This is a genomic window from Burkholderia cenocepacia (assembly GCF_900446215.1).
Classification (GTDB): domain Bacteria; phylum Pseudomonadota; class Gammaproteobacteria; order Burkholderiales; family Burkholderiaceae; genus Burkholderia; species Burkholderia cenocepacia.
In genome coordinates this window covers 405,448-429,592 of record NZ_UAQZ01000015.1, presented here as the reverse complement: position 1 = coordinate 429,592, position 24,145 = coordinate 405,448, and the positions used below count along the sequence as shown (strand labels likewise).

Sequence of the window (24,145 nt, the reverse complement as noted above, 5' to 3'; positions counted from 1 at the left end):
GCGCCGCACGAATCCCCGAATCTTGCTATCGTCCCTCCATCCGAACTGCGATGAGGGAATGCGATGGATTTCGACTACGACCTGTTCGTCATCGGCGCCGGCTCGGGCGGCGTGAGGCTCGCACGCATGGCGGCGTCCTACGGCGCACGCGTCGGCATAGCGGAAGAAGAGCAGATCGGCGGCACCTGCGTGCTGCGCGGCTGCATCCCGAAGAAACTGCTGGTCTATGCGTCGCACTATCCGCACGAGGTCGACGACGCGAAGGGCTTCGGCTGGACCTTCGGCGCCGGCACGCTCGACTGGTCCGCGCTGATCGCCGCGAAGGATCGCGAGATCAACCGGCTGAGCGACATCTACGTCAACCTGCTGCGGCAGTCGGGCGTCGACATGCACGCCGGCCGCGCGACGCTCGTCGATGCGCACACGGTCGCGATCGGCACGCGCACGATCCGCGCGCGCCACCTCGCGATCGCGACCGGCTCGCGGCCGTCGCTGCCGCCGCGGCCCGGCATCGAGCACGCGATCACGTCGCGCGAGGCGCTGTCGCTCGCGGCGCTGCCCAAACGCATCGCGGTGGTCGGCGGCGGCTATATCGCGGTCGAGTTCGCGGGCATCTTCAACGGTTTCGGCAGCCACGTCGACGTGTTCTATCGCGGCGAAAAAATCCTGCGCGGCTTCGACGACGACGTGCGCCAGTTCCTGACCGACGAGATGACGAAGCAGGGCGTCACGATTCACGCGCGCGCGGTGATCGAATCGATCGAACGCGTGGACGACGGCGCACTGTTCGTGCGCGTCGGCGACGCGCGGCACGGGCCGTACGATCAGGTGCTCTATGCGACGGGGCGCGTGCCGAACGTCGACGGAATCGGGCTCGAGCAGGCGGGCATCCTGCTCGATGCACGCGGCGCGATTGCCGTCGATGCGTATTCGGCGACGTCGGTGCCGTCGATCCACGCGATCGGAGACGTCACGTCGCGGCCGCAGCTCACGCCGGTCGCGACGCGCGACGGCGCGCTGCTCGCGCGCACGCTGTTCGGCGGGTCGCGCGTGGCGGTCGATCACGCGTACGTGCCGTCGGCCGTGTTCAGCCAGCCGGAGGTCGCGACGGTCGGCCTGACCGAAGCCGGTGCGCGGCACGCGCACGGCGACGTCGACATCTACCGCACGTCGTTCAAGGCGTTGCGCCACACGCTGTCGGGCCGCGACGAGCGCACGCTGATGAAGCTCGTCGTCGCGCGCGACAGCCAGCGCGTGGTCGGCGCGCACATGGTCGGTCGCGATGCGGGCGAGATCATCCAGGGCATCGCGATCGCGATTCGCGCGGGCGCGACGAAGGCGCAGTTCGACGACACGATCGGCATTCATCCGACCGCGGCCGAGGAGTTCGTAACGATGCGGCAGAAGGTGGCCGATTAGCAGAATGGCACGCGCGTGTGCATCGCTGCACGCGCGTGTGCGGCCGGAATGCCGAACGGCGTATTTTAGAGATATCGATCGTTCGGATCGACGGTATGGATTAACGCGTGTCGATATCGGCGGATCGACCGTTAATCCGCCGATATCGACGCGGAAGACCGGCGAGTATCGAGCGCATGTCGCGCGAGCCCTTGCCTGCAGGGCTTTGCGCGCGAATGGGTCGCCGAATAAAAATAAGCGTGAAAATCGTCAATTATTATCAAGATAAGCCGTCTTGGTAAACAGGCTTGATATGATCGCGAAAAATCATATACGGGGCCGACCATGCGCGATCAACAGCGCAGTAATCAGAATAACGGAATTATCCGTGCGCGCGATGCAGGCGCGTATCGCATTATCGATCCGCTTTTCGCCGTGACGCATCCGTTGCGCGCGCTCCTCCATGACTTGCAGCGATCGCCGAACCGGCGATGAACGCGTGCGTGTGCCCCGCGCAGTGCCATCTTTTCCAGCAAGGAGACCAGCAGTGAACATTCAGACACGACGCACCGTCCTCGTGGCGGCCGCGGTCGTCGCGGCGCTGTCCGGCTGCGCGACCGAATCGTCGCGCACGCTCGACGTGCCGGCCGTCAGCAGCGCGCAGAAGCCGTACGCGGGCAAGCCCGTCGCGATCGCCGTCGGCAAGTTCGACAACCGCTCGAGCTACATGCGCGGCATCTTCTCCGACGGCATCGACCGCCTCGGCGGACAGGCGAAGACGATCCTCGTCACGCGCCTGCAGCAGAGCCGCCGCTTCAACGTGCTCGATCGCGAGAATCTCGACGAGATCAGGCAGGAAGCGGGCTTCATGAAGAAGGCGCAGGCCGTGAAGGGCGCGAACTACGTGGTGACCGGCGACGTGACCGAGTTCGGCCGCAAGGACGTCGGCGATCATCAGCTGTTCGGCATTCTCGGTCGCGGCAAGACGCAGGTCGCGTACGCGAAGGTCAACCTGAACATCGTCGACACGACGACGTCGGAAGTCGTCGCATCGAGCCAGGGCGCGGGCGAATTCAGCCTGTCGAACCGCGAGGTGATCGGCTTCGGCGGCACCGCCGGCTACGACTCGACGCTCAACGGCAAGGTGCTGGACCTCGCGATCCAGGAAGCCGTGAACCATCTCGTCGACCAGGTCGACGCCGGCGTGCTGAAGGCCGCGCAGTAAGTGCCGCGCGCGATACGGCGCGCACGAATCATTTCACCAACCAGAAGAGACAAGACCATGAAACGGGGAATCTGGCTGCCGGCGACGGCGGCCGCCTTGCTGCTCGCGGGCTGCGCGGCGCCGACCACGCCGCCGCTGTATCAGTGGACCGGCTATCAGCCGCAGGTGTACGAATACTTCAAGGGGCAGCAAGCGCCGCAGCAGCAGATCGATGCGCTCGAAAAAGCGCTGCAGGAGATCCGCGCGAAGGGCCACACGCCGCCGCCGGGTTTCCATGCGCATCTCGGGATGCTGTATGCGAGCGTCGGCAACGAGCAGCAGGCCGAGCAGGAACTGCAGGCCGAGAAGCAGCTGTTCCCGGAATCCGCGTCGTATATGGATTTCCTGATGAAGAAGAAGACCGGTGCGTCGAAAGCCGCGAATCCGGCGGCCGCCGGCCAGACCGTTGCCGGTCGGAAGAATGCCGATTCGAATCCTGCCAAACAGTGACACGCCCGCCATGTTCAAGACACTTTCATTCAAGCTGCTGTTCGCGCTGTCGATCGCCGCGCTGCTGAGCGCGTGCGCGCAGCCGGTGCAACGTCCCGACTACACGGCGTTCAAGAAGAGCCAGCCGCGCTCGATCCTCGTGCTGCCGCCGGTCAATGAAACCACCGACGTCGGCGCGACTTACGGCGTGCTGTCGCAAATGACGCTGCCGCTCGCCGAGTCGGGCTACTACGTGGTGCCCGTCGCGGTGATGGACGAGACGTTCAAGCAGAACGGCCTGACGAATGCGACCGACATCCAGGCTACGTCGCCGGCGAAGCTGCGCGAGATCTTCGGCGCGGACGCCGTGCTGTATTCGAAGGTCACGCAATACGGCTCCGTCTACCAGCTGGTCGACAGCACGACGACCGTTGCCGCGTCGGCGAAGCTCGTCGACCTGAAGAGCGGCGACGTGCTGTGGCAGGGCGAGGGACGCGCGACCGGCAAGGAAGTCGGCAACAACATGAGCGTCAATGCGTTCGGGATCGTCGGGGCGCTCGTGCAGGCAGCCGTCAAGCAGGTCGCGCATTCGCTGACCGACGAAGCGCATGACGTGGCCGGGCTGACGAGCACGCGGCTGTTGTCGGCGGGCCCGCCGAACGGGCTGCTGTACGGGCCGCGCTCGCCGAAGTACGGTACCGACTGACGCGCGGCGGCTTCTCCCGAATCCTGCCGCCGGACCGAACGGCCGCTCGAATGAACTGACCCCACGAAGTTGGACGGTTAAAAGCTAAGCGGCCAAGGGCTGAGTCCTGTATTGCACGGGACTCAGCCCATTTAATTTCAGCTTGATGCGTTCGTGGTTGTAGTAGTGGATGTAACGGCTCAACGCATCTCGCAACTGCTCCACGCTCGCAAAGCGCGTCAGCCGATAGCACTCGGATTTCAGCGTGCCGAAGAAGCTCTCCATGGCTGCGTTATCAAGGCAGTTGCCTCTGCGCGACATGCTCTGGGTGAGCGCATGCTGCTTCAACAGCCGACGGTAGGCGGGCATCTGATACTGCCAGCCTTGATCCGAATGCAGTAACGGCCGTCCTTCATCATCGAGCTTGGCCAACGCCTTCTTCAACATGCAGCTGACCAACTCGAAGCTCGGGCGCTCATCCATTTGGTAAGCGACGATCTCCCCGTTGTACAAGTCCATCACCGGCGATAGATAGAGCTTTTGGCCCTCTACATTGAATTCGGTCACGTCGGTCACCCACTTCTGATTCGGGCGTTCAGCATCAAACTGACGCCGCAGTAGATTCGGGGCAACGCGGCCGACTTCGCCTCGCCAGGAACGATATCTCTTTGGGCGTACCAGAGATTTCAATTGCAGCTGTCCCATCAACCGTTGCACGGTCTTGTGGTTGATCGCATCTCCGGTCTGCCGGATCGCCGCCGTGATTCGCCGATAGCCGTAACGGCCCTTGTGGTGGTCGTATACGGTCTGGATCTTCGCTTTGAGATTCGCATACCGATCGCCGGCAGCCAATGCCTTGAGCTGGTAATAGAACGTGCTGCGCGCCAGGCCTGCCGCCTTCAGGAGCGCAGCTACCGGATGACACTGCCTGAGCTCACGCACTATTTGCGCTTTTTCCTGGGCGCTGCCTGCTTCTTGGATTGCAGCAGCGCATCGAGCTTTTTTAGGTATGCCACCTCCGCGCGCAAATACACGATTTCCTTGAGCAGTTCCTCGCGGCTCGGCTCTTTCTGCACGGTATCGTCGGGGGATTTCGGTGGTGGTGAGGTGATCATTTTCGGAGGGCGCCCTCGGCGACGAGGCGCCAACGCATCTATACCGCCCTCATGATACAGACGCTCCCAGATCGGGATGCTTCGTTCATTGCGGATGCCGAACAGCGCTGCCACCTGTGCATACGACAGTTCATCGCGCCGCATCCGCTGAAGGACTGACAACTTGAATCGCGCGTCGTAGTGGCTGTGCTTCTTGCGCAGCCCCTGTTCACCATGCTCGCGATAGCTCGCCGCCCAACGTCGCACCATTGTCCTGCCCACTCCGTAACGGTGAGCAAGTGTCTTGGTGCCGGCCTCTCCAGCCAGGTACGCCTGAACCACTCGACGCCGAAAACGTTCGTCGTACTTCGTCATGAAAAACACCCCAAAGGTTGGATCTAGTCCAACTTTTGGGGTGCAGCTCACGAACGAGCGGCCGTTCTGCTTTTGCGCGGTGACGCTGCGCGCGCTCAATGCACGCCGAACGCATCCAGCAGCCGATACCAGCTCATCGCGAGCACCAGCGCCGGCGTGCGCAGCGCCGCGCCGCCGGGGAAGTCGCGATGCCGGATCTTGTCGAACAGGTCGAAGCGGCTCGCCTGTCCGTCGATCGCCTCGGCGATCAGCTTGCCCGCGAGCGCGGTCGTGTTCACGCCGTGCCCCGAAAACCCCTGTGCGAAATACGTGGTCGGCGTGATGCGGCCGAAGTGCGGCGCGCGGTTCATCGTGATGTCGACGAAACCGCCCCACGCATAGTCGACCTTCACGTCCGCGAGCTGCGGGAACGTCTTCAGCATGTCGGCGCGCATCGCCGCCGCGAGATCGCGCGGCGCGCGCGTCGAATAGCTGACCTTGCCGCCCCACACGAGCCGCGTGTCGGGCGCCGGCCGGAAGTAGTCGAGCACGAAGCGGCTGTCGCAGATCGCCGCGCGGGCAGGCATCAGCGCGGTGGCGCGCGCTTCGCCGAGCGGCTCGGTCGCGATCACGTAGGTGCCGACCGGCATGATCTTCCTCGACAGCGCGGGCGCGAGCGTGCCGACGTAGGTATTGCAGGCGAGCACGACGAAGCGCGTACGCACGTTGCCGCCGCCCGTCTCGACGACGTGGCCGCCGGCCACGTCGCGCAAGCGTGTCACGCAGCTGTCCTCGTGGATGCGCACGCCCGCGTCGGTGGCCGCCCGCGCGAGGCCGAGCGTGTAGTTGAGCGGATGAAGATGGCCGCTATCGGGGTCGTACAGGCCGCCGCAATAGCGGGCCGACTGCACGTAGTCGCCGAGTTCGTCGGCTTCGACGAAGTGGAAGCGGTCGTAGCCGAAGCGCTTCGCGGCTTCGTCGCGCCAGCGTTTCAGCGCATCCGCGTCGCGCTCGGTGTTGGCTGCGGTCAGATAGCCGGGCACCAGCGCGCAGTCGATGTCGTGCCGCGCGATGCGCGACTTCACGAGCGACAGCGTCTCGAGCCCCATGTCCCAGATGCGCTTCACGTCGCCTTCCGGCATGAACTGCGCGAACGTGTCGATGTCGCACGCGAAGCCGCCGATCAACTGGCCGCCGTTGCGGCCGCTCGCCGCCCATCCGACCCGCGACGCTTCGAGCACGGTCACCGAATGGCCGCGCTCGGCGAGATTGAGCGCGGCGGACAGGCCCGTGAGGCCCGCGCCGATCACGCACACGTCGGCGTCGATCGTGCCGGCGAGCGGCGCGTGGCGGGTCGTATCGTTGGCGGTCGCCGCGTAGTACGACGCGACGTGCGGCTGGTTGGCGAATGTCTGCATGATCAGGAAAGCGGAGTGAAAGGGCTCAGAACAGCTCGCGTACGCGGTGGTACAGCATCCCGAGTTCGAGCGCGGGTTGCCGCCATGCATCGCCGCCGGGAAAGCGCCGGTGACGCAGGCGGGCGAACAGGTCGAACGCGTGCGTGTCGCCCGCGATCGCGCCGGCGACCGCGCGTCCGGCGATGCCGGTGAGCGCGACGCCGTGGCCGCTGAAGCCCTGGACGTAGAAGAAGTTCGGATCGATCGCGCCGAAATCCGGCGCGCGGTTGCGCGTGACGTCGACGAAGCCGCCCCACGCGTGGTCGACGCGCACGTCGCCGAGCTGCGGGAACACGTCGACCATGCGCTGCCGGATCGCTTCGGCGAGCGCCGCGGGCGACGCGCCGGCCGAATTCGCGCGGCCGCCGAACAGCATCCGGTGGTCGGCCGACAGCCGGAAGTAGTCGAGGAAGAAGTTGTTGTCGCACACGGCTTCGCGCCGGGCGATCAGTGCATCGGCGCGCGCCCGGCCGAGCGGCTCGGTCGCGATGATGTACGACGCGATCGGCGCGATGCGCGCGGCGGTCGCGGCCGGCAGCACGCCGCCGGGCCCGGCGTTGCAGCACGACACGACGAAGCGGCAGCGCACTTCGCCCGACGGCGTGCGCACGACGGGCCGGGCGCCGCGCACGACGTCGAGCGCCGGCGTGTGCGCGTACAGCGCGACGCCTTCGCGGAGTGCGGCATCGGCAAGGCCGAGGCAGTACTTGAGCGGATGCAGATGGCCCGACAGCGGATCGTGCACGCCGGCCAGATAGCGCGTCGATGCAATGCGCGCCTGGATCTCGCCGGTATCGAGCCATGCGAGCGACGGATGGCCCCAGCGCGACGTCGCGGCGTTCATCCACGCACGCAGGTCGTCGATGCGGCGCGGCTTCGTCGCGACCGTCAGGTAGCCGCGCGTGAAGTCGCAGTCGATCCCGTAGCGCGCGATGCGCTCGGCGATCAGCGCGACGCCGTCGAGCGACAGCGACCACGCGGCGCGCGCGCCGTCGGCGCCGAGCTGCTGCTCGATCACCTCGTCTTTCGCGAAACCGGTGATCGCCTGGCCGCCGTTGCGGCCCGACGCGCCCCAGCCGGGCCGCTGCGCATCGATCACGGCGACCGACAGCCCGCGCGCGCGGCAGTCGAGCGCCGTCGACAGGCCGGCGAAGCCGGCGCCGATCACGCAGACGTCGACGTCGATCGCCGCGTCGAGCATCGGATCGTCCGCCACGGGCCGCGTGGCCGTGGCTTCGTAGTACGAGTCGCGCGCGAGCGCATCGGCGCGGCGGGTGAAAGACTGCGTCATGAAACCGACTCCCTCGACAAGGCTGCAACGGCGCGCAGCCACCCGGAAAACGGCGCGGGACGCCGTGCGTGCGGCACGTCGCCCCGCGCGTGCTGCATCAGAACGAATAGATGAACTGCGTCGCGAGCAGGTCGTTGGACTTGCCGTACGACCCGTCGTTGCGCAGGAACACCTTGTTGTTCGCCCAGTCGTGCCGGTATTCGACCTTCACGGTGATCTGCTGGGTCGGATAGAACAGCAGGTCGAGCGCGACGTCCTGGCGCACCGCGCCCTTGCACTCGAAGCCCAGGCCGCCGCCGGCCTTCGACTGCGCGAGGCAGTCCGCGTCGACGCCGAAACCGTTGCTCGGGTCCATCCCGTTGCCGTTCAGCGCGATGCCGCCGCCGCCGCCACCGTTCTTCGAGTTCGCGAGCAGGTCGTAGCGCAGCGTCACGCCCATGCGGCCGACCACCGGCGCGTTGAACTTGCGGTGCGCGAGCAGCGACAGCCCGTACCACTGCGCGAGCCCGCCGTTGAACGCCGCATGCTGCTGCCGGCCGTAGTCGACTTCGGCGTTGTACTGCACGTCGGCGAGCGTGTAGGTCGCGTCGAGTTCGCCGAAGAAGAACGAACCGTAGCCGCTCGGCGCCGCGCCGCCCGGGCCGTAGTGGACGACACCGTCCGCGTCGATCGCGCTCGACAGCGTCTGGCGGCCGATGTTGAACGAGCCGCCGAGATCGAGCGCGCTCGACCACGTGTAGTCCGCGCGCGCGGTGAAGGTCGGCACCTTGTTGCTGGTGGTGATCGGGTCGCCGAGCGCATTGGTGCCCGTCTGCGTGACCGAACCGTAGGTGCGGTACTGCTCGTTGCCGAGGAAGAACTTCCACGCCCAGGCGCCCTTCGTGTAGTTCGCGCCGACACCGACGTAGCTGCCCGGATCGGAGAAATCGTACAGCAGGTTGTGCGTGAGCGTGAGCATCTGGTTCGACTGCTGCACTTCGTAGCCGCCGAAGCTCGGGATCAGGCCGGCGACCAGCGTCGTTTCCGCGGTGATCGGCACGTTGATCACCGCCGTGTTCAGCAGGTTGTCGGTGATCGAGCCGCGCGAGTTCTGCAGCAGCGTGATGCCGTTGCCGCGGTTCGGCATCAACGTGATCTCGGCCGATGGTGCCATCGGGCCGACGCCGAAAGTCTTCTTGATGTCGAGGTAGAGATCGCCGAACGTGCTGTTGAAGTAGTTGTACGCGTTCTCGTGGTTCGCGAACAGGAACGACGACGTGCCGGCCGCGCGGTTGTAGATGTAGGTCGGATCGATGTAGCCGGTGACCGACAGGCCGGCGAGCGGGCCGGTGTTGGCCGCGTCGGTCAGCGAATCGACCTTCAGCTGCTGGTTCGCGATCTGCTGCTTCATCTCGCTGACCTCGTCGTTGGTCAGCGTCGCGCGTGCCTTGCCGTAATCCGGCGAGCCCGGGTCGGCGGCGACCGCGACGGCGTTGCCGCCGCCGGCCATGCCGCCGCTCGCGCCGGACGTCGCGCCCCCCCCTGCGCCGCCCGGCTTCGCGGCGAGCTGCGCCTGCATGGCCTTCATCTGTTTCTGCAGCGCGGCGACCTGCGCCTGCAGCGCCTTGATTTCGGCGGATGTCGAACCGGCCAGCGCGATGCCCGGCAACGCGCCGGCCACCAGCAGGCAGATCAGTTTCTTCTTCATTGCGGATTCTCCTAGTCGTGCGCCTGTCAAATCGGGATCGAATCGCGCGCCCCCCTGGGGCAGCGCGTCTTGCTTGTCTGCAGTGCTTGTTATCGTCGAAGCAGGAGGCCGGCCGTCAGGCCACCGCGAACGCGGCCTTCAGGTCGGCCATCCGGCGTCGTTCGCGCGCGATCATCATCCGGTTCACGACGATCACGCCGATCGTCACGGCCGTGATGAACAACGTCGCCAGCGCGTTCATCTCCGGGTTCAGCCCCAGGCGCACGCGCGAGAACACCACCAGCGGCAGCGTCGTCGACCCCGGCCCGGACAGGAACGCCGACAGCACCAGATCGTCGATCGACAGCGTGAACGACAGCAGCCAACCCGACAGCAGCGCCTGCGAGATCAGCGGCAGCGTCACCACGAAGAACACCTTCAGCGGCGTCGCGCCCAGGTCGAGCGCGGCCTCCTCGAGCGACTTGTTCATCTCCTTCACGCGCGACTGCACGATGATCGCCACGTACGACACGCACAACATCACGTGGCCGATCCAGATCGTCACCATCCCGCGCCCCTTCGGCCAGCCGAACATCTGCTCGAGCGCGACGAACAGCAACAGCAGCGAAATCCCCTGGATCACCTCCGGAATCACCAGCGGTGCGTTGATCATCCCGGTGTACAGCGTGAAGCCCTTGAAGCGGCCGAAGCGCGCGAGCACGAAGCCGGCCCACGTGCCGATCACGACCGACGCGGTGGCCGTCAGCAGGCCGATCTTCAGCGACAGCCACGCGGCGGTCAGAAGCTCGTCGTCGTCGAGCAGCGCCGCGTACCACTTCAGCGAGAAGCCCGACCACACCGTCACGAGCTTCGATTCGTTGAACGAGTACACGATCAGGCTGATGATCGGGATGTAGAGGAACAGGAAGCCGAAGGCGAGAACGCCCGTCGACAGCGGTTTGCTCGGCTTGATCATTTCGCGTCTCCCAGTTCCTTGACCTGGTAGTACTGGAACAGCGCCATCGGCACGAGCAGCAGCATCACCATCGCGACCGTCACCGCGGACGCCATCGGCCAGTCCATGTTGTTGAAGAATTCATCCCACATCACGCGGCCGATCATCAGCGTGTCGGCGCCGCCGAGCAGCTCCGGAATCACGTACTCGCCCACCGCCGGGATGAACACGAGCAGGCTGCCGGCGATGATCCCGTTCTTCGACAGCGGCAGCGTGATGCGCGTGAACGCGACCCACGGTTTCGCGCCGAGGTCGTACGCGGCTTCGAGCAGCGTCAGGTCCATCTTCACGAGGTGCGCGTACAGCGGCATCACCATGAACGGCAGGTACGAATAGACCATCCCGATGTAGACGCCCGCGTCGCTGTGATAGAGCCGCAGCGGCGTGTGGATGATGCCGAGCGCGATCAGCGTGTGGTTCAGCAGGCCGTCGTCCTTCAGGATGCCGATCCATGCGTACACGCGAATCAGGAACGACGTCCAGAACGGCAGCATCACGGCCATCATCAGCACGTTGCGACGGTTCGGCTCCGAGCGCGCGATGTAGTACGCCATCGGGTAACCGATCAGCAGGCACAGCACCGTCGACACGGCGGCCATCTTCAGCGAGCTGAGGTAGGTCGCGATGTACAGGTCGTCCTGCAGCAGGAACGCGTAGTGCGACAGCTGCAGCGCGAAGTGCACGACGCCGTCCTTGATCTCGACGAGCGACGTGTACGGCGGGATGCCCATCACCTGGTCGGCGAAGCTGATCTTCAGCACCAGCACGAACGGCAGCGCGAAGAACACGGCGAGCCACAGGAACGGCACGCCGATCGCGACGTTGCGGCCCGACGGCAGGAAGCGCGACAGCACGGAGAAGCGGCTGCGGCGTTGATGAGCCTGGGTGACAGCGGTAGCGCCGGTCGGCACCGGCGCGGAAGGCGTGGAAGCGGAGGTTCTCATCGTGGCGTCCTCACTGCGTCAGCACGACGCCGCTGGCCGGCGACCACGACACGAACACGTCGTCGTTCCACGCGGGCGCGCCGTCGTTCATCAGGTGCGAGCTCGACAGGTTCGACACCACCGTCTTGCCGCTCGGCAAACGCACGTGGTACAGCGAATAGCTGCCCATGTACGCGATGTCGGTGACGACGCCGCGCGCCCAGTTGTGCTTCGAGCCCGGCTTCTCGCGCGACACGTGCACGCGCTCCGGGCGCACCGAGATGCCGACCGGCATCCCGAGCGGGCCGGTCACGCCGTGGCTCACGTACATGCGCGTTTCGAGATCGTCGCTTTCGACGAAGATGTGATCGGGCTCGTCCTCGACGACGCGCCCCTCGAACAGGTTGGTCGAGCCGATGAATTCGGCCGAGAAGCGGCTGTTCGGGTATTCGTAGACTTCGCCGGGCGAGCCGATCTGCACGATCTTGCCTTCGCTCATCACCGCGAGGCGGCTCGCCATCGTCATCGCTTCTTCCTGGTCGTGCGTGACCATCACGCAGGTCACGTCGACCTTCTCGATGATGTTGACCAGTTCGAGCTGGGTCTTCTGGCGGATCTTCTTGTCGAGCGCGGACATCGGCTCGTCGAGCAGCAGCAGCTTCGGGCGCTTCACCAGCGAGCGGGCGAGCGCGACGCGCTGCTGCTGGCCGCCGGACAGCTGATGCGGCTTGCGCTTCGCGTACTTGCTCATCTGCACGAGCGCGAGCGCGTCGGCCACGCGCTCCTTGATCTCGTGCTTCGGCGTGCCTTCCTGCTTCAGGCCGAATGCGACGTTCGATTCGACCGTCATGTGCGGAAACAGCGCATACGACTGGAACATCATGTTGACCGGGCGGCGGTACGGCGGCAGCGACGCGAGGTCCTCGCCGTCGACGAAGATCTTGCCGGAGGTCGCCGTTTCCAGCCCAGCGAGCATGCGCAGCAGCGTGGACTTGCCGCAGCCCGAGCTGCCGAGCAGCGCGAACAGCTCATTCTTCGCGATCGTCAGGTTCACGTTGTCGACGGCCGTGCTGTCGCCGAATTTCTTCACGACGTTTTCGATGCGCACGAACGCGTCGTTTTGCGTGCGGGGCGCCGTGGCCGGTTGGGTCTGTCGTGCAGCAGCGGAAGAGGGTATCGATTGCATGGGAGTCACCATTCGTTCTTCACGGATTGCAGGCGTGAGCGTCCCCGCGCGAGGCGCGCAACGCGACTCGCGGACGACGGCTCGTGCCGGATGGAACAGCGCGCGCGGGGCGCGCGAGCGGACGGACGTCCGCGGATCTCAGGCGGTCAGGCGTACCGCGATGCCTGCGCCGCCGCGATGCATGGCGGTCAGTGGCCCGTCTTCAACTGGGCCCACAGACGGTTCTCGAGGCGCAGGATGTCGGCCGGCATCGGCTTCATCAGCACCATCTTCTTCAGCACGTCCTCGGGCGGGTAGACGGTCGGGTCCTGCGCGACGGCCGGCGTGACGAACGGGTGCGCGGCCTTGTTCGCGGTCGGGTAGAACACCGTGTTGGTGATCGCCGCGTTGACCTTCGGATCGGACACGTAGTTGATCCACTTCATCGCGGCTTCCGGGTGCGGCGCATCCTTCGGGATCACCATCACGTCGAACCACAGCAGGCCGCCTTCCTTCGGGTTCGCGAACTTGATGTCGTACGAGCGCTTCGCTTCCGACGAGCGGCGGTGCGCGATGCCGATGTCGCCCGACCAGCCGAGCGCGACGCACACGTCGTTGTTCGCGAGATCGTTGATGTAGCCGGACGAGTTGAACTGGGTGATGTACGGGCGGACTTTCTTCAGGACTTCGAAGGCAGCCTGGTAGTCGCCGGGGTTCTTGCTGTTCGGGTCCTTGCCCATGTATTGCAGCGTGGCGGCGAACACGTCGACGGCCTGGTCGAGGAACGACACGCCGCAGCCCTTGAGCTTCTCCATGTTGGCCGGGTCGAACACCAGCGCCCAGCTGTCGACCGGCGCCTTGTCGCCGAGCGCCTTCTTCACCGCCTGCACGTTGTAGCCGATGCCGTCCGTGCCGTAGGCCCACGGCACGCCGTACTGGTTGCCCGGATCGGCGTCGGCGATCATCTTCATCAGCAGCGGGTCGAGGTTCGCGAGGTTCGGAATCTTCGACTTGTCGAGCTTCTGGTACACGCCGGCCTGGATCTGCTTGGCCATGTAGTTCGACGTCGGCACGACGATATCGTAGCCCGAGCTGCCGGCCAGCAGCTTCGCCTGCAGCGTGTCGTCGCTGTCGTAGTTGTCGTACTTGACGTGGATACCCGTCTGTTTCTGGAAGTTCGGGATCGTGTCCGGCGCGATGTAGTCGGACCAGTTGTAGACGTTCAGTTCGTCGGCATGCGCCGACGGGCTGGCGACCGACGTGAGCGCGGCCGCGGCGGCGAGGGCGGCGACGGAACAGGCTTGGCGAAGAATGCAGGCACGCATGGTGGAATTCCCCTGGATGATGGCGGCGTGCGGCGCCCGCCGCACGCCTGTAGGCAAAAACCGTTACGAAATACCCAGTTGCTGGGCGGTGGCATCGACGGCCTTCTTCGCCTTCGACACGAGTTCATCGATTTCCTGGCGCGAGATCACGAGCGGCGGCGACAGCAGCATCCGGTCGCCGGTCGCGCGCATGATCAGGTTGCCGTTGAAGCAGAAGTCGCGGCAGATCGTGCCGACGTCGCCGCCGTTCGCGAAGCGGAGGCGTGCGGCCGGCGCTTCGGCCAGTTGCAGGCTCGCGACCATCCCGTGGCCATGCACTTCGCCGACGATCGGATGACGCGCGAAGGTTTCGCGCATCAGCGCCTGGAAGTACGGGCCGGTATCGGTCTTCACGCGCTCGACGATGCCCTCGTCGCGCAGCAGCTTCAGGTTCGCGATCGCGACGGCGGCTGCCACCGGGTGACCCGAATACGTGAGGCCGTGATTGAATTCGCCGTTGTCGATGATCGGGCGCGCGACGCGCTCGTGAATGCCGACCGCGCCCATCGGCACGTAACCCGACGTGAGGCCCTTGGCCATCGTGATCAGGTCCGGCTCGAAGCCGAAGTGCTGGTGCGCGAACCATTCGCCGGTGCGCCCGAAGCCGCCGATCACTTCGTCGGCGACCAGCAGGATGTCGTACTTGCGGCAGATCCGCTGGATTTCCGGCCAGTACGTCGACGGCGGGAAGATCACGCCGCCCGCGCCCTGGAACGGCTCGCCGATGAACGCCGCGACGTTCTCCGCGCCGAGTTCGAGAATCTTCGCTTCGAGCTGCTGCGCGCGCGCGAGGCCGAATGCTTCGAGCGTTTCGCCGGCTTGCGCTTCGCCGAAGAAGTACGGCTGGTCGATGTGCACGATGTGCTCGACCTTCGACGGCATCTGCTCGTGCATGTAGCCCATCCCGCCGAGCGTGCCGCCCGCGATCGTCGAGCCGTGATAGCCGTTCTTGCGCGAGATCACGTATTTCTTCTGCGGCTTGCCCTGCACGCGCCAGTACTGATGCACGAGACGCAGCACGGTGTCGTTGCCTTCCGAGCCGCTGTTGCAATAGAAGAAGTGGTTGAAGCCGGCCGGCGTCACTTCCGCGAGCATCGCGGAAAGCTCGATCACCGGCGGGTGCGTGGTCTTGAAGAACGTGTTGTAGAACGGCAGTTCCTGGATCTGGCGATACGCGGCGTCGGCGAGTTCCTTGCGCCCGTAACCGACGTTCACGCACCACAGGCCGGCCATCCCGTCGATCACCTTGTTGCCGTCCGAGTCCCACAGGTAGACGCCGTCGGCCTTCACGATCACGCGGCTGCCGGCACGATTGAGCGCGCCCATGTCCGAGAACGGATGGATGTGGTGCGCGGCGTCGAGCGCGCGGTATTCGGCGGTCGAGCGTGCCTGCGTCGCGCGCGGCGCGGCGGCCGTGGCGGTCGGTGCGGCCGGCTGGATCCAGGCAGATTCGTTGCGGTAAGTCATGTTTCCTCCGTGATTCCGTATGCGGTTGGCACGCTTACACGTGCAGCAGCAGATGGCGGCGTTCCCACGAGCTGATCACGCGGAAGAACGCTTCGTATTCGGTTTCCTTCAGCGCGAAATACGCCTTCAGGAACTTGTGCCCGAGGATCTCGCCGAGCGGCTCGCACGCGGCCATCAGCGTCAGCCCTTCCTCGAGGTTGCGCGGCAACTGGTACGGCAGGCTGTAGCCGTCGCTCACCAGCGGCTCGGTCGGCTCCAGGCGCTGCGTCATGCCGAGATAGCCGGCCGCGAGCGTCGCGGCGAGCGCGAGGTACGGGTTGCAGTCGACACCGGGGATGCGGTTTTCGATGCGGCGCGCGGCCGGACCCGAATGCGGAATGCGGAACCCCACCGTGCGGTTGTCGTAGCCCCACTGCACGTTGATCGGCGCGGCCATGAAGCGCGACAGGCGGCGGTACGAGTTGATGTACGGCGCGAAGATCGGCATCAGCGCCGGCGTGTACTTCTGCAGCCCCGCGAGATAGTTGTAGAACATCGACGTCGCGCCGCCGGTTTCCTGCGACGTGAACAGGTTCTGGCCCGTTTCCTCGTCGACGATGCTCTGGTGCACGTGCATCGCCGAGCCCGGTTCGTCTTCCATCGGCTTGGCCATGAACGTCGCGTACATGTTGTGGCGCAGCGCGGCCTCGCGCACCGTGCGCTTGAACAGGAACACCTGGTCGGCCAGCGACAGCGCGTCGCCGTGCATGAAGTTGATCTCCATCTGCGCGGCGCCGACTTCGTGGATCAGCGTGTCGATGTCGAGGTTCTGCGATTCGCAGTACTCGTAGATGTCCTCGAACAGCGGATCGAACTCGTTGACGGCCTCGATCGAATACGACTGGCGGCCCGTTTCGGGGCGGCCCGTGCGGCCGACCGGCGGACGCAGCGGCAGGTCGGGGTCCTTGTTCATGTCGACCAGGTAGAACTCGAGTTCCGGCGCGACGACCGGCTTCCAGCCCTTCGCCTTGTACAGGTCGAGCACGCGGCGCAGCACGTAGCGCGGCGAGATCTCGACCGGCGAGCCGTCGAAGTGCACGCAGTCGTGGATCACCTGCGCGGTCGGGTCGACCGCCCACGGAATCAGGCGGATCGTCGACGTGTCGGGCACGCATACCATGTCGGGGTCGGTCACGCCGGTCAGCGAGCCGTCTTCCGGATATTCGCCGGTGACGGTCTGCACCATCACGGCTTGCGGCAGGCGCATCGATTCGCCGGACGTGAACTTGTTGCGCGGCGTGATCTTGCCGCGCGCGATGCCGGCCATGTCGGGAATGATCGCTTCGATCTCGGTGATCCGATGCTGCTTCAGAAAGTCTTCGATGTCTTGCATGTCTGTTCTCGTTGTCTGGTGGGCGCGCTCAGGCGAGCGCGGCGGCGGCCGTGGCGCGCGTGCGGGCGGCGCGGCGCGCGCGGCACGCGTCGCCGAACGCGCGGAAGATCGCGCTCGACAGCGGGTCCTGCGCATGTCGCCATTCCGGATGCCACTGCACGGCGAGCGCGAACGCCGGTGCGTCGACGACGCTCACGGCCTCGATCAGGCCATCCGGCGCGACGGCCTCGACCGCGAGGCCGGAGCCGAGCTGCGCGACGCCCTGCTTGTGCAGCGAGTTCACCTGCACTTCGTCGCGGCCGCCGGCGAGCGCATGCAGCTGGCCGCCGGGCGTCAGGCGCACGACGTGCGCGGGGCCGTATTGCGTATCCATCGGCGCGTCGTCGTCCTCGCGGTGATCGGCGAAGCCGGGCACGTCGTGCACGCGCTGATGCAGCGTGCCGCCGCACACGACGTTCAGCTCCTGGAAGCCGCGGCACACGGCGAGCACGGGCACGCCCGCGACGATGGCCGCGCGCAGCAGCGGCAGCGTCGTCGCGTCGCGCGCCGGGTCGTGCTTCGTGCCCGGTGCGCTCGGTTCGCCGCCATACAGATGCGGCTCGACGTTCGAGTAGCTGCCGGTAAACAGCAGCCCGTCGACCGCGTCGAGCACGTCGGCGGTCGACTGGCGCTCGCCGAGGGCGGGCAGCACCATCGCGAGCGCCTGCGCGCCGTCGACGATCGCGGCGACGTATTTGTCGCCGACCGTATGCGACGCGTGGGCGCCGATCTGGGTGAGGTCGGCGGTGATGCCGACGAGAGGTTTCCTTTCCATGACGTCAATCAGTAATCCGTAGGGACGTGACGTGCATCGAGCCGGATGCGGCAAAACGCAGGCGCGACACGACCCCGCAGCCGGGCGCGAGGCGCACGGCCGCTGGTGAATGGGCGCAACGGGATGGCGTGGCGATCCGCGCTGCGCGCGACGATCAGGCCGTCGTTCGTTTCCTCGCGATACGCGACGCGGCAACGTATGCGCGAACGCGTTCCGTCACCGCACGGAAGATACGGTTGGCGAATCGGCACATGAAACGAACGACGTGAAGAAAGGAGAGGCGCTACGGCAGCAGCGACGCCACTTCGTCGGTATCGACGGCGACGAATGCGCGTGCGGAAACGGCGTTGTGACGCCGAACGGAACGACGGGACAGGATGGTGTAGATCGACAGGTGAAGCAGGCGAGGACTATGCCAGCCGCAACTGCCGTCGGAAGCGGGAACGGCGCTGCGCAAACTTCGCACATCGCCTCGATCCCACCTCACCAGAGGGCCACGGACTCTCACGATTACACTCGACTGGTTTGTTGAAAGTATTGAACACCTGATCGTTTCGACGCACGGGGCGTTTAAAATAATCGAGGCGCCGGTCCTGCATCATTTACATTGACGGGCATCAATTGTTGCGTTGCGATAACGCTTTTCGATGCCTATGAAAGCCTGATGACGCCGACCTGAGAGCCAGCATATACGAGCCAATAACGGCGTCAAATGTTTTTTAATGGTCCTGCATCAGGGCTTTCCCGAGCAGTGCGAACAAAAGATTCGCAAAAGGAATAATCGGCATGCCGTTCATTATTTCGAACGGCTTTCAGGGTTTTCCCCGCTGATGTGCGGCATAAAGTGATTAGAATATTCAACGGCTGTCCCATGCGTCGTTTCACTTTGTCATCGCACTTATCGTGTCCGAAACCGAATCGATGTCCACCGAAGTCGCCGAGCGCCTGCGTTTCGTGCGCAACAAGCATGGCCTGTCGCAGCGCGAACTCGCGAAACGCGCCGGCGTCACCAACGGCACGATCTCGCTGATCGAACAGGGCCGCGTGAGCCCGTCGGTCGGCTCGCTGAAGAAACTGCTCGAATGCATCCCGATGAGTCTCGCGGAGTTCTTCACGTTCGAGCTCGTCGAATCGCGCGCGGTCGTGTCGCGCCGCGACGAGATGCCGAACCTCGGCAACGAGTCGCTCGCGTTTCAGCTCGTCGGCGCGAACGTGAAGGATCGCAACATGTGCATCCTGCGCGAGACCTACCAGCCGCTGGCCGACACGGGGCCCGAGATGCTGGTGCACGCGGGACACGAGGGCGGCGTCGTCGTGTCGGGCCGGCTCGAGTTGACCGTCGACGGCGCGACGTGGCTGCTCGACCCCGGAGACGGCTACTACTTCGAAAGCCGTTTGCCGCATCGTTTTCGCAATCCCAGCGCGGAACTGATCTGCGAGGTCGTGTCGGCCAATTCGCCGGCGACCTTCTGACCGCGCGTCACCGCATTCGCTGCAGGCCGGCCGCATGCCTCGCGCGCGGCGCGCCGCATCGCGAATGCCACAACATTGAGGCATCCTGATGAACAAGTTGACTTTGGCTGACTGGCAACACAAGGCGGCGTCGCTCGAGATCGAAGGGCGCGCATTCATCGATGGCGCGTCGCGCGACGCACATGGCGGCAGGACGTTCGACTGCGTGAGCCCGATCGACGGCCGCGTGCTGGCGAAGGTCGCCGATTGCGGCGAAGCGGACGTGAACGCGGCCGTCGCGGCAGCCCGCCGCGCATTCGACGCAGGCGTATGGGCCGGCCTGAACCCGCGCGCGCGCAAGGCCGTGCTGCTGCGCTGGGCCGCGCTGATGCGCGAGCATCTCGACGAACTATCGCTGCTCGAGACGCTCGACGCGGGCAAGCCGATCGGCGACACGACGACGGTCGACGTGCCGGGCGCCGCGTACTGCGTCGAATGGTTCGCCGAGGCGATCGACAAGGTCGGCGGCGAGGTCGCGCCGGCCGATCATCATCTCGTCGGCCTCGTCACGCGCGAGCCGGTCGGCGTGGTGGCCGCCGTCGTGCCGTGGAACTTCCCGATCCTGATGGCCGCATGGAAATTCGGCCCCGCGCTCGCGGCCGGCAACAGCGTCGTGCTGAAACCGTCGGAGAAGTCGCCGCTGACCGCGATCCGCGTCGCGCAGCTCGCGTTCGAAGCCGGCATCCCGGCCGGCGTATTCAACGTCGTGCCGGGTGCGGGCGAACCGGGCAAGCTGCTCGCGTTGCATCGCGACGTCGACTGCATCGCGTTCACGGGCTCGACGGCGGTCGGCAAGCTGATCATGCAGTATGCGGCGCAGTCGAACCTGAAGCGCGCGTGGCTCGAGCTCGGCGGCAAGTCACCGAACATCGTGCTGCCCGACTGTCCCGATCTCGACCGCGCGGCGCAGACGGCGGCCGGCGCGATCTTCTACAACATGGGCGAGATGTGCACGGCCGGCTCGCGGCTGCTCGTGCATCGCGACATCAAGGACGCGTTCATCGAGAAGCTCGTCGCGGCCGCCCGCGCATACGTGCCCGGCAATCCGCTCGATCCGTCGGTGTCGATGGGCGCGATCGTCGACGGCATCCAGCTCGAACGCGTGCTCGGCTATATCGAAGCGGGGCGCGGCGAGGGCAGGCTCGTCACGGGCGGTGCGCGCGTGAACGCGGAAACGGGCGGCTTCTATGTCGAGCCGACGGTGTTCGAGGTGAAGCCCGACGCGAAGATCGCGCGCGAGGAAATCTTCGGGCCCGTGCTGTCGGTGATCGTGTTCGACGACGTCGACGAGGCCGTGCGGATCGCGAACGACACCGAATACGGGCTGGCCGCGGCCGTGTGGACGTCGAACCTGACGACCGCGCACGACGTGTCGCGCCGGCTGCGGGCGGGCACCGTGTGGGTGAACTGCTATGACGAGGGCGGCGACATGAACTTCCCGTTCGGCGGCTACAAGCAGTCGGGCAACGGTCGCGACAAGTCGCTGCATGCGCTCGAGAAGTACACCGAACTGAAGTCGACGCTGATCCGGCTGCGCTGACGCGCGGCCGGGCGCGGGCGTGTCGCCGTCCGGCGACGCGCCCAGCCTTCGGTGCGCGTTACGCGGTCCGCAGCGCGGGATGGAAGCCGGCGGCTTCGATGATCGACTGCACGCGCTCGGCGCCTTGCGCCGAGTCGACCTTGACGATCTTCGCCGCGACGTCGATGTCGAGCTTCGCGGCGGGGTCGGCGGCCGTCACCGCGCGCGTGATTGCGTTGGCGCAGCCGCCGCAGGTCATGTCCTGGACTTCGAATTCCATCGTGTTCTCCCGGATGGATGGTTGACGAATACGTGCAGCATGAAGCTTGCCATGGTGGGAAGGTCAAGCGCCGCACGCAACGAGGTGTACGGCATCAGCCATTTGTAATGCTGAAGTCTGACGAATCGCGATTCGTGTGCGCGCGTCAGTCCGAATTTTTCCCGATTGACGGCCATCCATTGTCGACGAAATCTGGCGGAGCCTTGCGCGGCAACGGGCGTGTCACGTCGATCGCGTACGATCTCCATGTTCGGAGTAAGGGTACTCCGAGGTGAAAATGCGAATCGATCTTAGTATCGATTCCCTTCGATATTTCCGTTCATTACGCACATGACCCGTTTCGCTATCGGTTTCGCACTGGCCCTGCTGGGCGCCTCGGCCACGTCCGCCTTCGCGGCCGACGACGTCGTCAACCTGACGCTGAAGGACCACAAGTTTTCGCCCGATGGCGTGACGATCCCCGCCGGCAAGAAAGTGAAATTCGTCGTGAAGAACCTCGACGCGACGCCGGCGGAATTCGAGAGCGACGACTTCAAGGCGGAGAAGGTCGTGCCGGCCGGCAAGTCGGTCGAGATCCTGGTCGGGCCGCTGAAGGCCGGGACCTACGAGTTCCACGACGAGTATCACGAAGCGCAGTCGAAGACGCACCTGACCGTCAAGTAAGCCGATACCGACATGCTGTCTACTGCCCTGATCGTCTTTCGTGAAGTGCTCGAGGCCGCGCTGGTGGTCTCGATCGTGATGGCTGCCACGAAGGGCGTGCCGCGGCGCGGCTGGTGGGTGGGCGGCGGGCTGGTCGGCGGCGTGGTCGGCGCCGGCCTGATCGCGGCGTTCGCCGACGTGATCTCGCAATGGGCGTCCGGCATGGGCCAGGAAGTCTTCAACGCGGGCGTGATGTTCGTCGCGACGCTGATGCTCGCGTGGCACTGCATCTGGATGAGCCGGCACGGTCGCGAAATGGCGCTGCACATGGGCGAGGTCGGCCGCGCGGTCGCGGCCGGCAGCCGGCCGCTGACGGGGCTCGCGATCGTGGTCGGCGTCGCGGTGCTGCGCGAGGGCTCCGAGGCCGTGCTGTTCCTGTACGGGATCGCCGCGGGCGATCCGGGCCAGACGCCGCAGATGATCGCCGGCGGGCTGCTCGGCGTGCTCGGCGGTGCGGGGCTCGGCTATGCGATGTACGCAGGCCTGCTGCAGATTCCGTTGAAGCGCCTGTTCTCCGTCACCAACGGGCTGATCGTGCTGCTCGCCGCGGGCATGGCGAGCCAGTGCGTCGGCTTCCTGCTGGCGGCCGGGCTCGTGCCGTCGTGGGGCGATGCGGTCTGGGACACGTCGTGGCTGCTCAAGGAAACGAGCATCGTCGGCAAGGCGCTGCATACGCTGATCGGCTATACCGCGCGCCCGGCGGGGATCCAGATCGCCGCGTACGTCGCGACGCTGGTGGCGATCCTCGTGCTGGCACGGTTCGTCGGCCGGCCGCAGGAGACGGTGAGGCCGCCGCGCGCCGCGGCGTGAGTGTTTCCGGGTTTCCCGGTTCGAATGAAACAAGGGGCGTCATGGACGCCCCTTGTTCATGTGCGGTGCGCGATGCACCTGCGCGGCCTTGCTGACGGCGGCCCCGGATGCGCGCGTTGCGTGCGTCAGCTGTGGTTGTCGATCCACGCGCGCGCCCATTCGAGCCCGGCATCGCGCGCGTCGTCTTCGGTGTCGAACACGCCGAGCACGCCCGACGCCTCGACGAGCCGATTGTTCTGCGTGATCGTGCCGCTTGCCGCGAAGCGCTCGGGCTGCATGATCTCGTCCTGCTGCAGGATCGCGTGGCCCCAGATCTGGTAGCCGTGGTAGGTCTGCGCTTCCATTATCGAGTCACCTCCGCCGCGCGGCCGTGCGTGCCGACCTGCAGCACGTTGCCGTCCGGCGTGTATTGACGCGGGATGTTGGAGAAGGTGGGCGCGTGCGTCGCATCCGGTGCGGCGGGTTGCATCACCGTGAGACGCCCGGGTGCCGGCTGCGCAACCGGGCGCGGCGCGGCCGGCGTGTCGGGCGCGGCGGCGGCCGGGCGGTGCGGGCCGGCCTTCACGGCCTGCGCGACGCGGCGCTTGTGCGGTTTCGCCGCGGCTTTCGGCGTGGCGGCGCTCGCGTGCTTCTCCGCGCTCTTGCCGGTGCGTGCGTCGGCGCTTGTGTGGGCGGCCGGCATACGGGCATCCGGCGTACGGGCAGCAGGCTGCCGCGCCTCGGGCGGGTTCCAGACCTCGACATAGTGCTCGGCGGCCCAGCCCGTCGACGCGAACGTCAGCGCCAGCAATCCGCATCCAAACAGTCTTACCATTGTCTCTCCGTCATATTCGTTGCGGCGCGCGTCCGGCCGGGGCCGTGCCTCTGCACTCGGGGAAGCCGGCTCAGGAGAACACCTCGAGTCCGTGTTTCTCGACGATCTGGAGCATGCGCGCGGCGATGCCGCTCGGCCGCTTGTCGCCCTGTTCCCATTGGCGGATCGTCGAGGTCGTCGTGTTCAGGTAGAGCGCGAACACGCTCTGGCTGACGTTGACGGACTTGCGAATGCGGGCGATCGCTTCCGGATCGAACTGCGGGGCGGCTTCGATGCAGAGATCGTCGTATTCCCGCATCGTCTTCTTGTCGATCAGTTGCGCACGATAAAGGCCGGACGCGGCGCTGTGGATCGCCTCCGTTGCGTCGCTCTTGAATCGACTCTTAGCCATTGCACATCTCCACCCACTCTTTCAGGGTAACCAGCGTCGCGATGTCGCTGTCGGTGTGTCGGCCGACATCCGCGGCGAGCTTTCTGAAGGCGCGCAGTTCGCGTGCGTCGATGTTCTCGCGGTCGCATTTCGCGAACAGGAACACGAACACCCACGTGTGCCCGACCTTGCCCAGCACGATCCCGCGCTGCCGATTGCCGCCGAGGCGCTTCTTCCACACGTTGCCGCCGAGATCGACGCCCTGGCCGCGGGCCAGATCCCGCACCGCGCGGCAGAGCTCGTCATCGGCGATTCCCGCTTTCCCGGCTGCCGTGTGAAACCACTTCGTCTTGAAGACGCGTCGTACGGAGGCAGACATG

At 65.9% G+C, this 24,145-nt stretch carries 26 protein-coding genes; 9 read left to right on the top strand and 17 right to left on the bottom strand.

Annotated features, from left to right (window positions below; genetic code table 11):
- Positions 1-63 precede the first annotated feature (63 nt).
- From gor to DTA15_RS31710, 5 genes are all read left to right on the top strand, one after another.
- Positions 64-1,419 (top strand): glutathione-disulfide reductase, encoded by a 1,356-nt coding sequence (gene gor / locus DTA15_RS31725; protein ID WP_006484284.1) that lies wholly within the window; start codon positions 64-66, stop codon positions 1,417-1,419.
- Positions 1,420-1,743: 324 nt separating this feature from the next.
- Positions 1,744-1,893, top strand: coding sequence for a hypothetical protein (locus tag DTA15_RS38765; protein ID WP_154641531.1), 150 nt, complete (start codon positions 1,744-1,746; stop codon positions 1,891-1,893).
- Positions 1,894-1,951: 58 nt separating this feature from the next.
- Positions 1,952-2,623, top strand: a complete 672-nt coding sequence (locus DTA15_RS31720) for a CsgG/HfaB family protein (protein ID WP_185626066.1) — start codon at positions 1,952-1,954, stop codon at positions 2,621-2,623.
- A gap of 57 nt (positions 2,624-2,680) precedes the next feature.
- Entirely contained in the window at positions 2,681-3,112 is a 432-nt protein-coding gene (locus tag DTA15_RS31715) for a DUF4810 domain-containing protein (protein WP_006484285.1), read from the top strand.
- A 10-nt stretch (positions 3,113-3,122) separates the two neighbouring features.
- The gene (locus tag DTA15_RS31710; RefSeq protein WP_006492460.1) at positions 3,123-3,797 is read left to right on the top strand and encodes a DUF799 domain-containing protein; all 675 of its coding nucleotides are present in this window, start codon (positions 3,123-3,125) and stop codon (positions 3,795-3,797) included.
- An 84-nt stretch (positions 3,798-3,881) separates the two neighbouring features.
- Here the strand turns inward: DTA15_RS31710 and DTA15_RS31705 are convergent.
- The 12 genes from DTA15_RS31705 to DTA15_RS39265 all read right to left on the bottom strand — a co-directional run bounded on the left by DTA15_RS31705 (position 3,882) and on the right by DTA15_RS39265 (position 18,224).
- Positions 3,882-5,245, bottom strand: a protein-coding gene (locus DTA15_RS31705; protein ID WP_085964365.1) for an IS3-like element ISBcen10 family transposase whose coding sequence is annotated in 2 segments (ribosomal slippage) — positions 3,882-4,783 and positions 4,783-5,245 — 1,365 coding nt in all. Because the reading frame shifts where the segments join, the coding sequence is not laid out codon by codon here.
- 95 nt (positions 5,246-5,340) lie between these two features.
- Entirely contained in the window at positions 5,341-6,642 is a 1,302-nt protein-coding gene (locus DTA15_RS31700) for an NAD(P)/FAD-dependent oxidoreductase (RefSeq protein ID WP_006485896.1), read from the bottom strand.
- A 25-nt stretch (positions 6,643-6,667) separates the two neighbouring features.
- On the bottom strand, positions 6,668-7,972 hold the full coding sequence (locus DTA15_RS31695; RefSeq protein ID WP_006485894.1) for an NAD(P)/FAD-dependent oxidoreductase: 1,305 nt from the start codon (positions 7,970-7,972) through the stop codon (positions 6,668-6,670).
- A gap of 97 nt (positions 7,973-8,069) precedes the next feature.
- Entirely contained in the window at positions 8,070-9,659 is a 1,590-nt protein-coding gene (locus tag DTA15_RS31690) for a DUF3138 family protein (RefSeq protein ID WP_006495490.1), read from the bottom strand.
- Between the two features lie 115 nt (positions 9,660-9,774).
- Positions 9,775-10,614, bottom strand: coding sequence for an ABC transporter permease subunit (locus tag DTA15_RS31685; protein ID WP_006485612.1), 840 nt, complete (start codon positions 10,612-10,614; stop codon positions 9,775-9,777).
- Positions 10,611-11,597: an ABC transporter permease subunit gene (locus tag DTA15_RS31680; protein ID WP_006485610.1), complete on the bottom strand. Its 987-nt coding sequence runs from the start codon at positions 11,595-11,597 to the stop codon at positions 10,611-10,613. The genes DTA15_RS31685 and DTA15_RS31680 overlap by 4 nt, the downstream gene beginning before the upstream one ends.
- Positions 11,598-11,607: 10 nt before the next feature.
- Positions 11,608-12,762, bottom strand: a complete 1,155-nt coding sequence (locus DTA15_RS31675; protein ID WP_006485613.1) for an ABC transporter ATP-binding protein — start codon at positions 12,760-12,762, stop codon at positions 11,608-11,610.
- Between the two features lie 188 nt (positions 12,763-12,950).
- Entirely contained in the window at positions 12,951-14,066 is a 1,116-nt protein-coding gene (locus DTA15_RS31670) for a polyamine ABC transporter substrate-binding protein (RefSeq protein ID WP_006485616.1), read from the bottom strand.
- A 63-nt stretch (positions 14,067-14,129) separates the two neighbouring features.
- On the bottom strand, positions 14,130-15,572 hold the full coding sequence (locus DTA15_RS31665) for an aspartate aminotransferase family protein (protein ID WP_012492360.1): 1,443 nt from the start codon (positions 15,570-15,572) through the stop codon (positions 14,130-14,132).
- 34 nt (positions 15,573-15,606) lie between these two features.
- Positions 15,607-16,944, bottom strand: coding sequence for a glutamine synthetase family protein (locus tag DTA15_RS31660; RefSeq protein ID WP_006485614.1), 1,338 nt, complete (start codon positions 16,942-16,944; stop codon positions 15,607-15,609).
- Positions 16,945-16,972: 28 nt separating this feature from the next.
- Complete coding sequence (locus DTA15_RS31655; protein WP_012492361.1) at positions 16,973-17,758, bottom strand: gamma-glutamyl-gamma-aminobutyrate hydrolase family protein; 786 nt, start codon at positions 17,756-17,758, stop codon at positions 16,973-16,975.
- A gap of 283 nt (positions 17,759-18,041) precedes the next feature.
- Complete coding sequence (locus tag DTA15_RS39265; protein ID WP_006488040.1) at positions 18,042-18,224, bottom strand: hypothetical protein; 183 nt, start codon at positions 18,222-18,224, stop codon at positions 18,042-18,044.
- Positions 18,225-18,679: 455 nt separating this feature from the next.
- On the opposite strand from DTA15_RS39265, the gene DTA15_RS31645 reads away from it, so the two are divergent.
- Together DTA15_RS31645 and DTA15_RS31640 are read left to right on the top strand one after the other, a co-directional pair.
- On the top strand, positions 18,680-19,231 hold the full coding sequence (locus tag DTA15_RS31645; protein WP_034178391.1) for a cupin domain-containing protein: 552 nt from the start codon (positions 18,680-18,682) through the stop codon (positions 19,229-19,231).
- A gap of 88 nt (positions 19,232-19,319) precedes the next feature.
- A complete protein-coding gene (locus DTA15_RS31640; RefSeq protein ID WP_006488053.1) occupies positions 19,320-20,810 on the top strand; it encodes an aldehyde dehydrogenase in 1,491 nt (496 codons plus the stop codon).
- 58 nt (positions 20,811-20,868) lie between these two features.
- Here the strand turns inward: DTA15_RS31640 and DTA15_RS31635 are convergent, their stop codons facing one another.
- Positions 20,869-21,069 (bottom strand): heavy-metal-associated domain-containing protein, encoded by a 201-nt coding sequence (locus tag DTA15_RS31635; RefSeq protein WP_006477591.1) that lies wholly within the window; start codon positions 21,067-21,069, stop codon positions 20,869-20,871.
- A gap of 330 nt (positions 21,070-21,399) precedes the next feature.
- Between DTA15_RS31635 and DTA15_RS31625 the strand changes: the two genes are divergently transcribed.
- Positions 21,400-21,732: a cupredoxin domain-containing protein gene (locus tag DTA15_RS31625; RefSeq protein WP_006488047.1), complete on the top strand. Its 333-nt coding sequence runs from the start codon at positions 21,400-21,402 to the stop codon at positions 21,730-21,732.
- Positions 21,733-21,744: 12 nt separating this feature from the next.
- The gene (locus tag DTA15_RS31620; RefSeq protein ID WP_006488051.1) at positions 21,745-22,581 is read left to right on the top strand and encodes an FTR1 family iron permease; all 837 of its coding nucleotides are present in this window, start codon (positions 21,745-21,747) and stop codon (positions 22,579-22,581) included.
- 125 nt (positions 22,582-22,706) lie between these two features.
- Here DTA15_RS31620 and DTA15_RS31615 read toward each other — a convergent pair whose 3' ends face one another.
- The 4 genes from DTA15_RS31615 to DTA15_RS31600 all read right to left on the bottom strand — a co-directional run bounded on the left by DTA15_RS31615 (position 22,707) and on the right by DTA15_RS31600 (position 24,144).
- On the bottom strand, positions 22,707-22,925 hold the full coding sequence (locus DTA15_RS31615) for a DUF6566 family protein (RefSeq protein WP_006477594.1): 219 nt from the start codon (positions 22,923-22,925) through the stop codon (positions 22,707-22,709).
- Positions 22,925-23,395 carry a hypothetical protein gene (locus DTA15_RS31610; protein ID WP_012492362.1) on the bottom strand — a complete coding sequence of 157 codons (471 nt, stop codon included), beginning with the start codon at positions 23,393-23,395 and terminating at the stop codon, positions 22,925-22,927. Before DTA15_RS31610 ends, DTA15_RS31615 begins: the two co-directional genes overlap by 1 nt.
- Before the next feature lie 70 nt (positions 23,396-23,465).
- The gene (locus DTA15_RS31605; protein ID WP_006477596.1) at positions 23,466-23,786 is read right to left on the bottom strand and encodes a helix-turn-helix domain-containing protein; all 321 of its coding nucleotides are present in this window, start codon (positions 23,784-23,786) and stop codon (positions 23,466-23,468) included.
- Complete coding sequence (locus tag DTA15_RS31600; protein ID WP_006488696.1) at positions 23,779-24,144, bottom strand: type II toxin-antitoxin system RelE/ParE family toxin; 366 nt, start codon at positions 24,142-24,144, stop codon at positions 23,779-23,781. Before DTA15_RS31600 ends, DTA15_RS31605 begins: the two co-directional genes overlap by 8 nt.
- Position 24,145 lies beyond the last annotated feature (1 nt).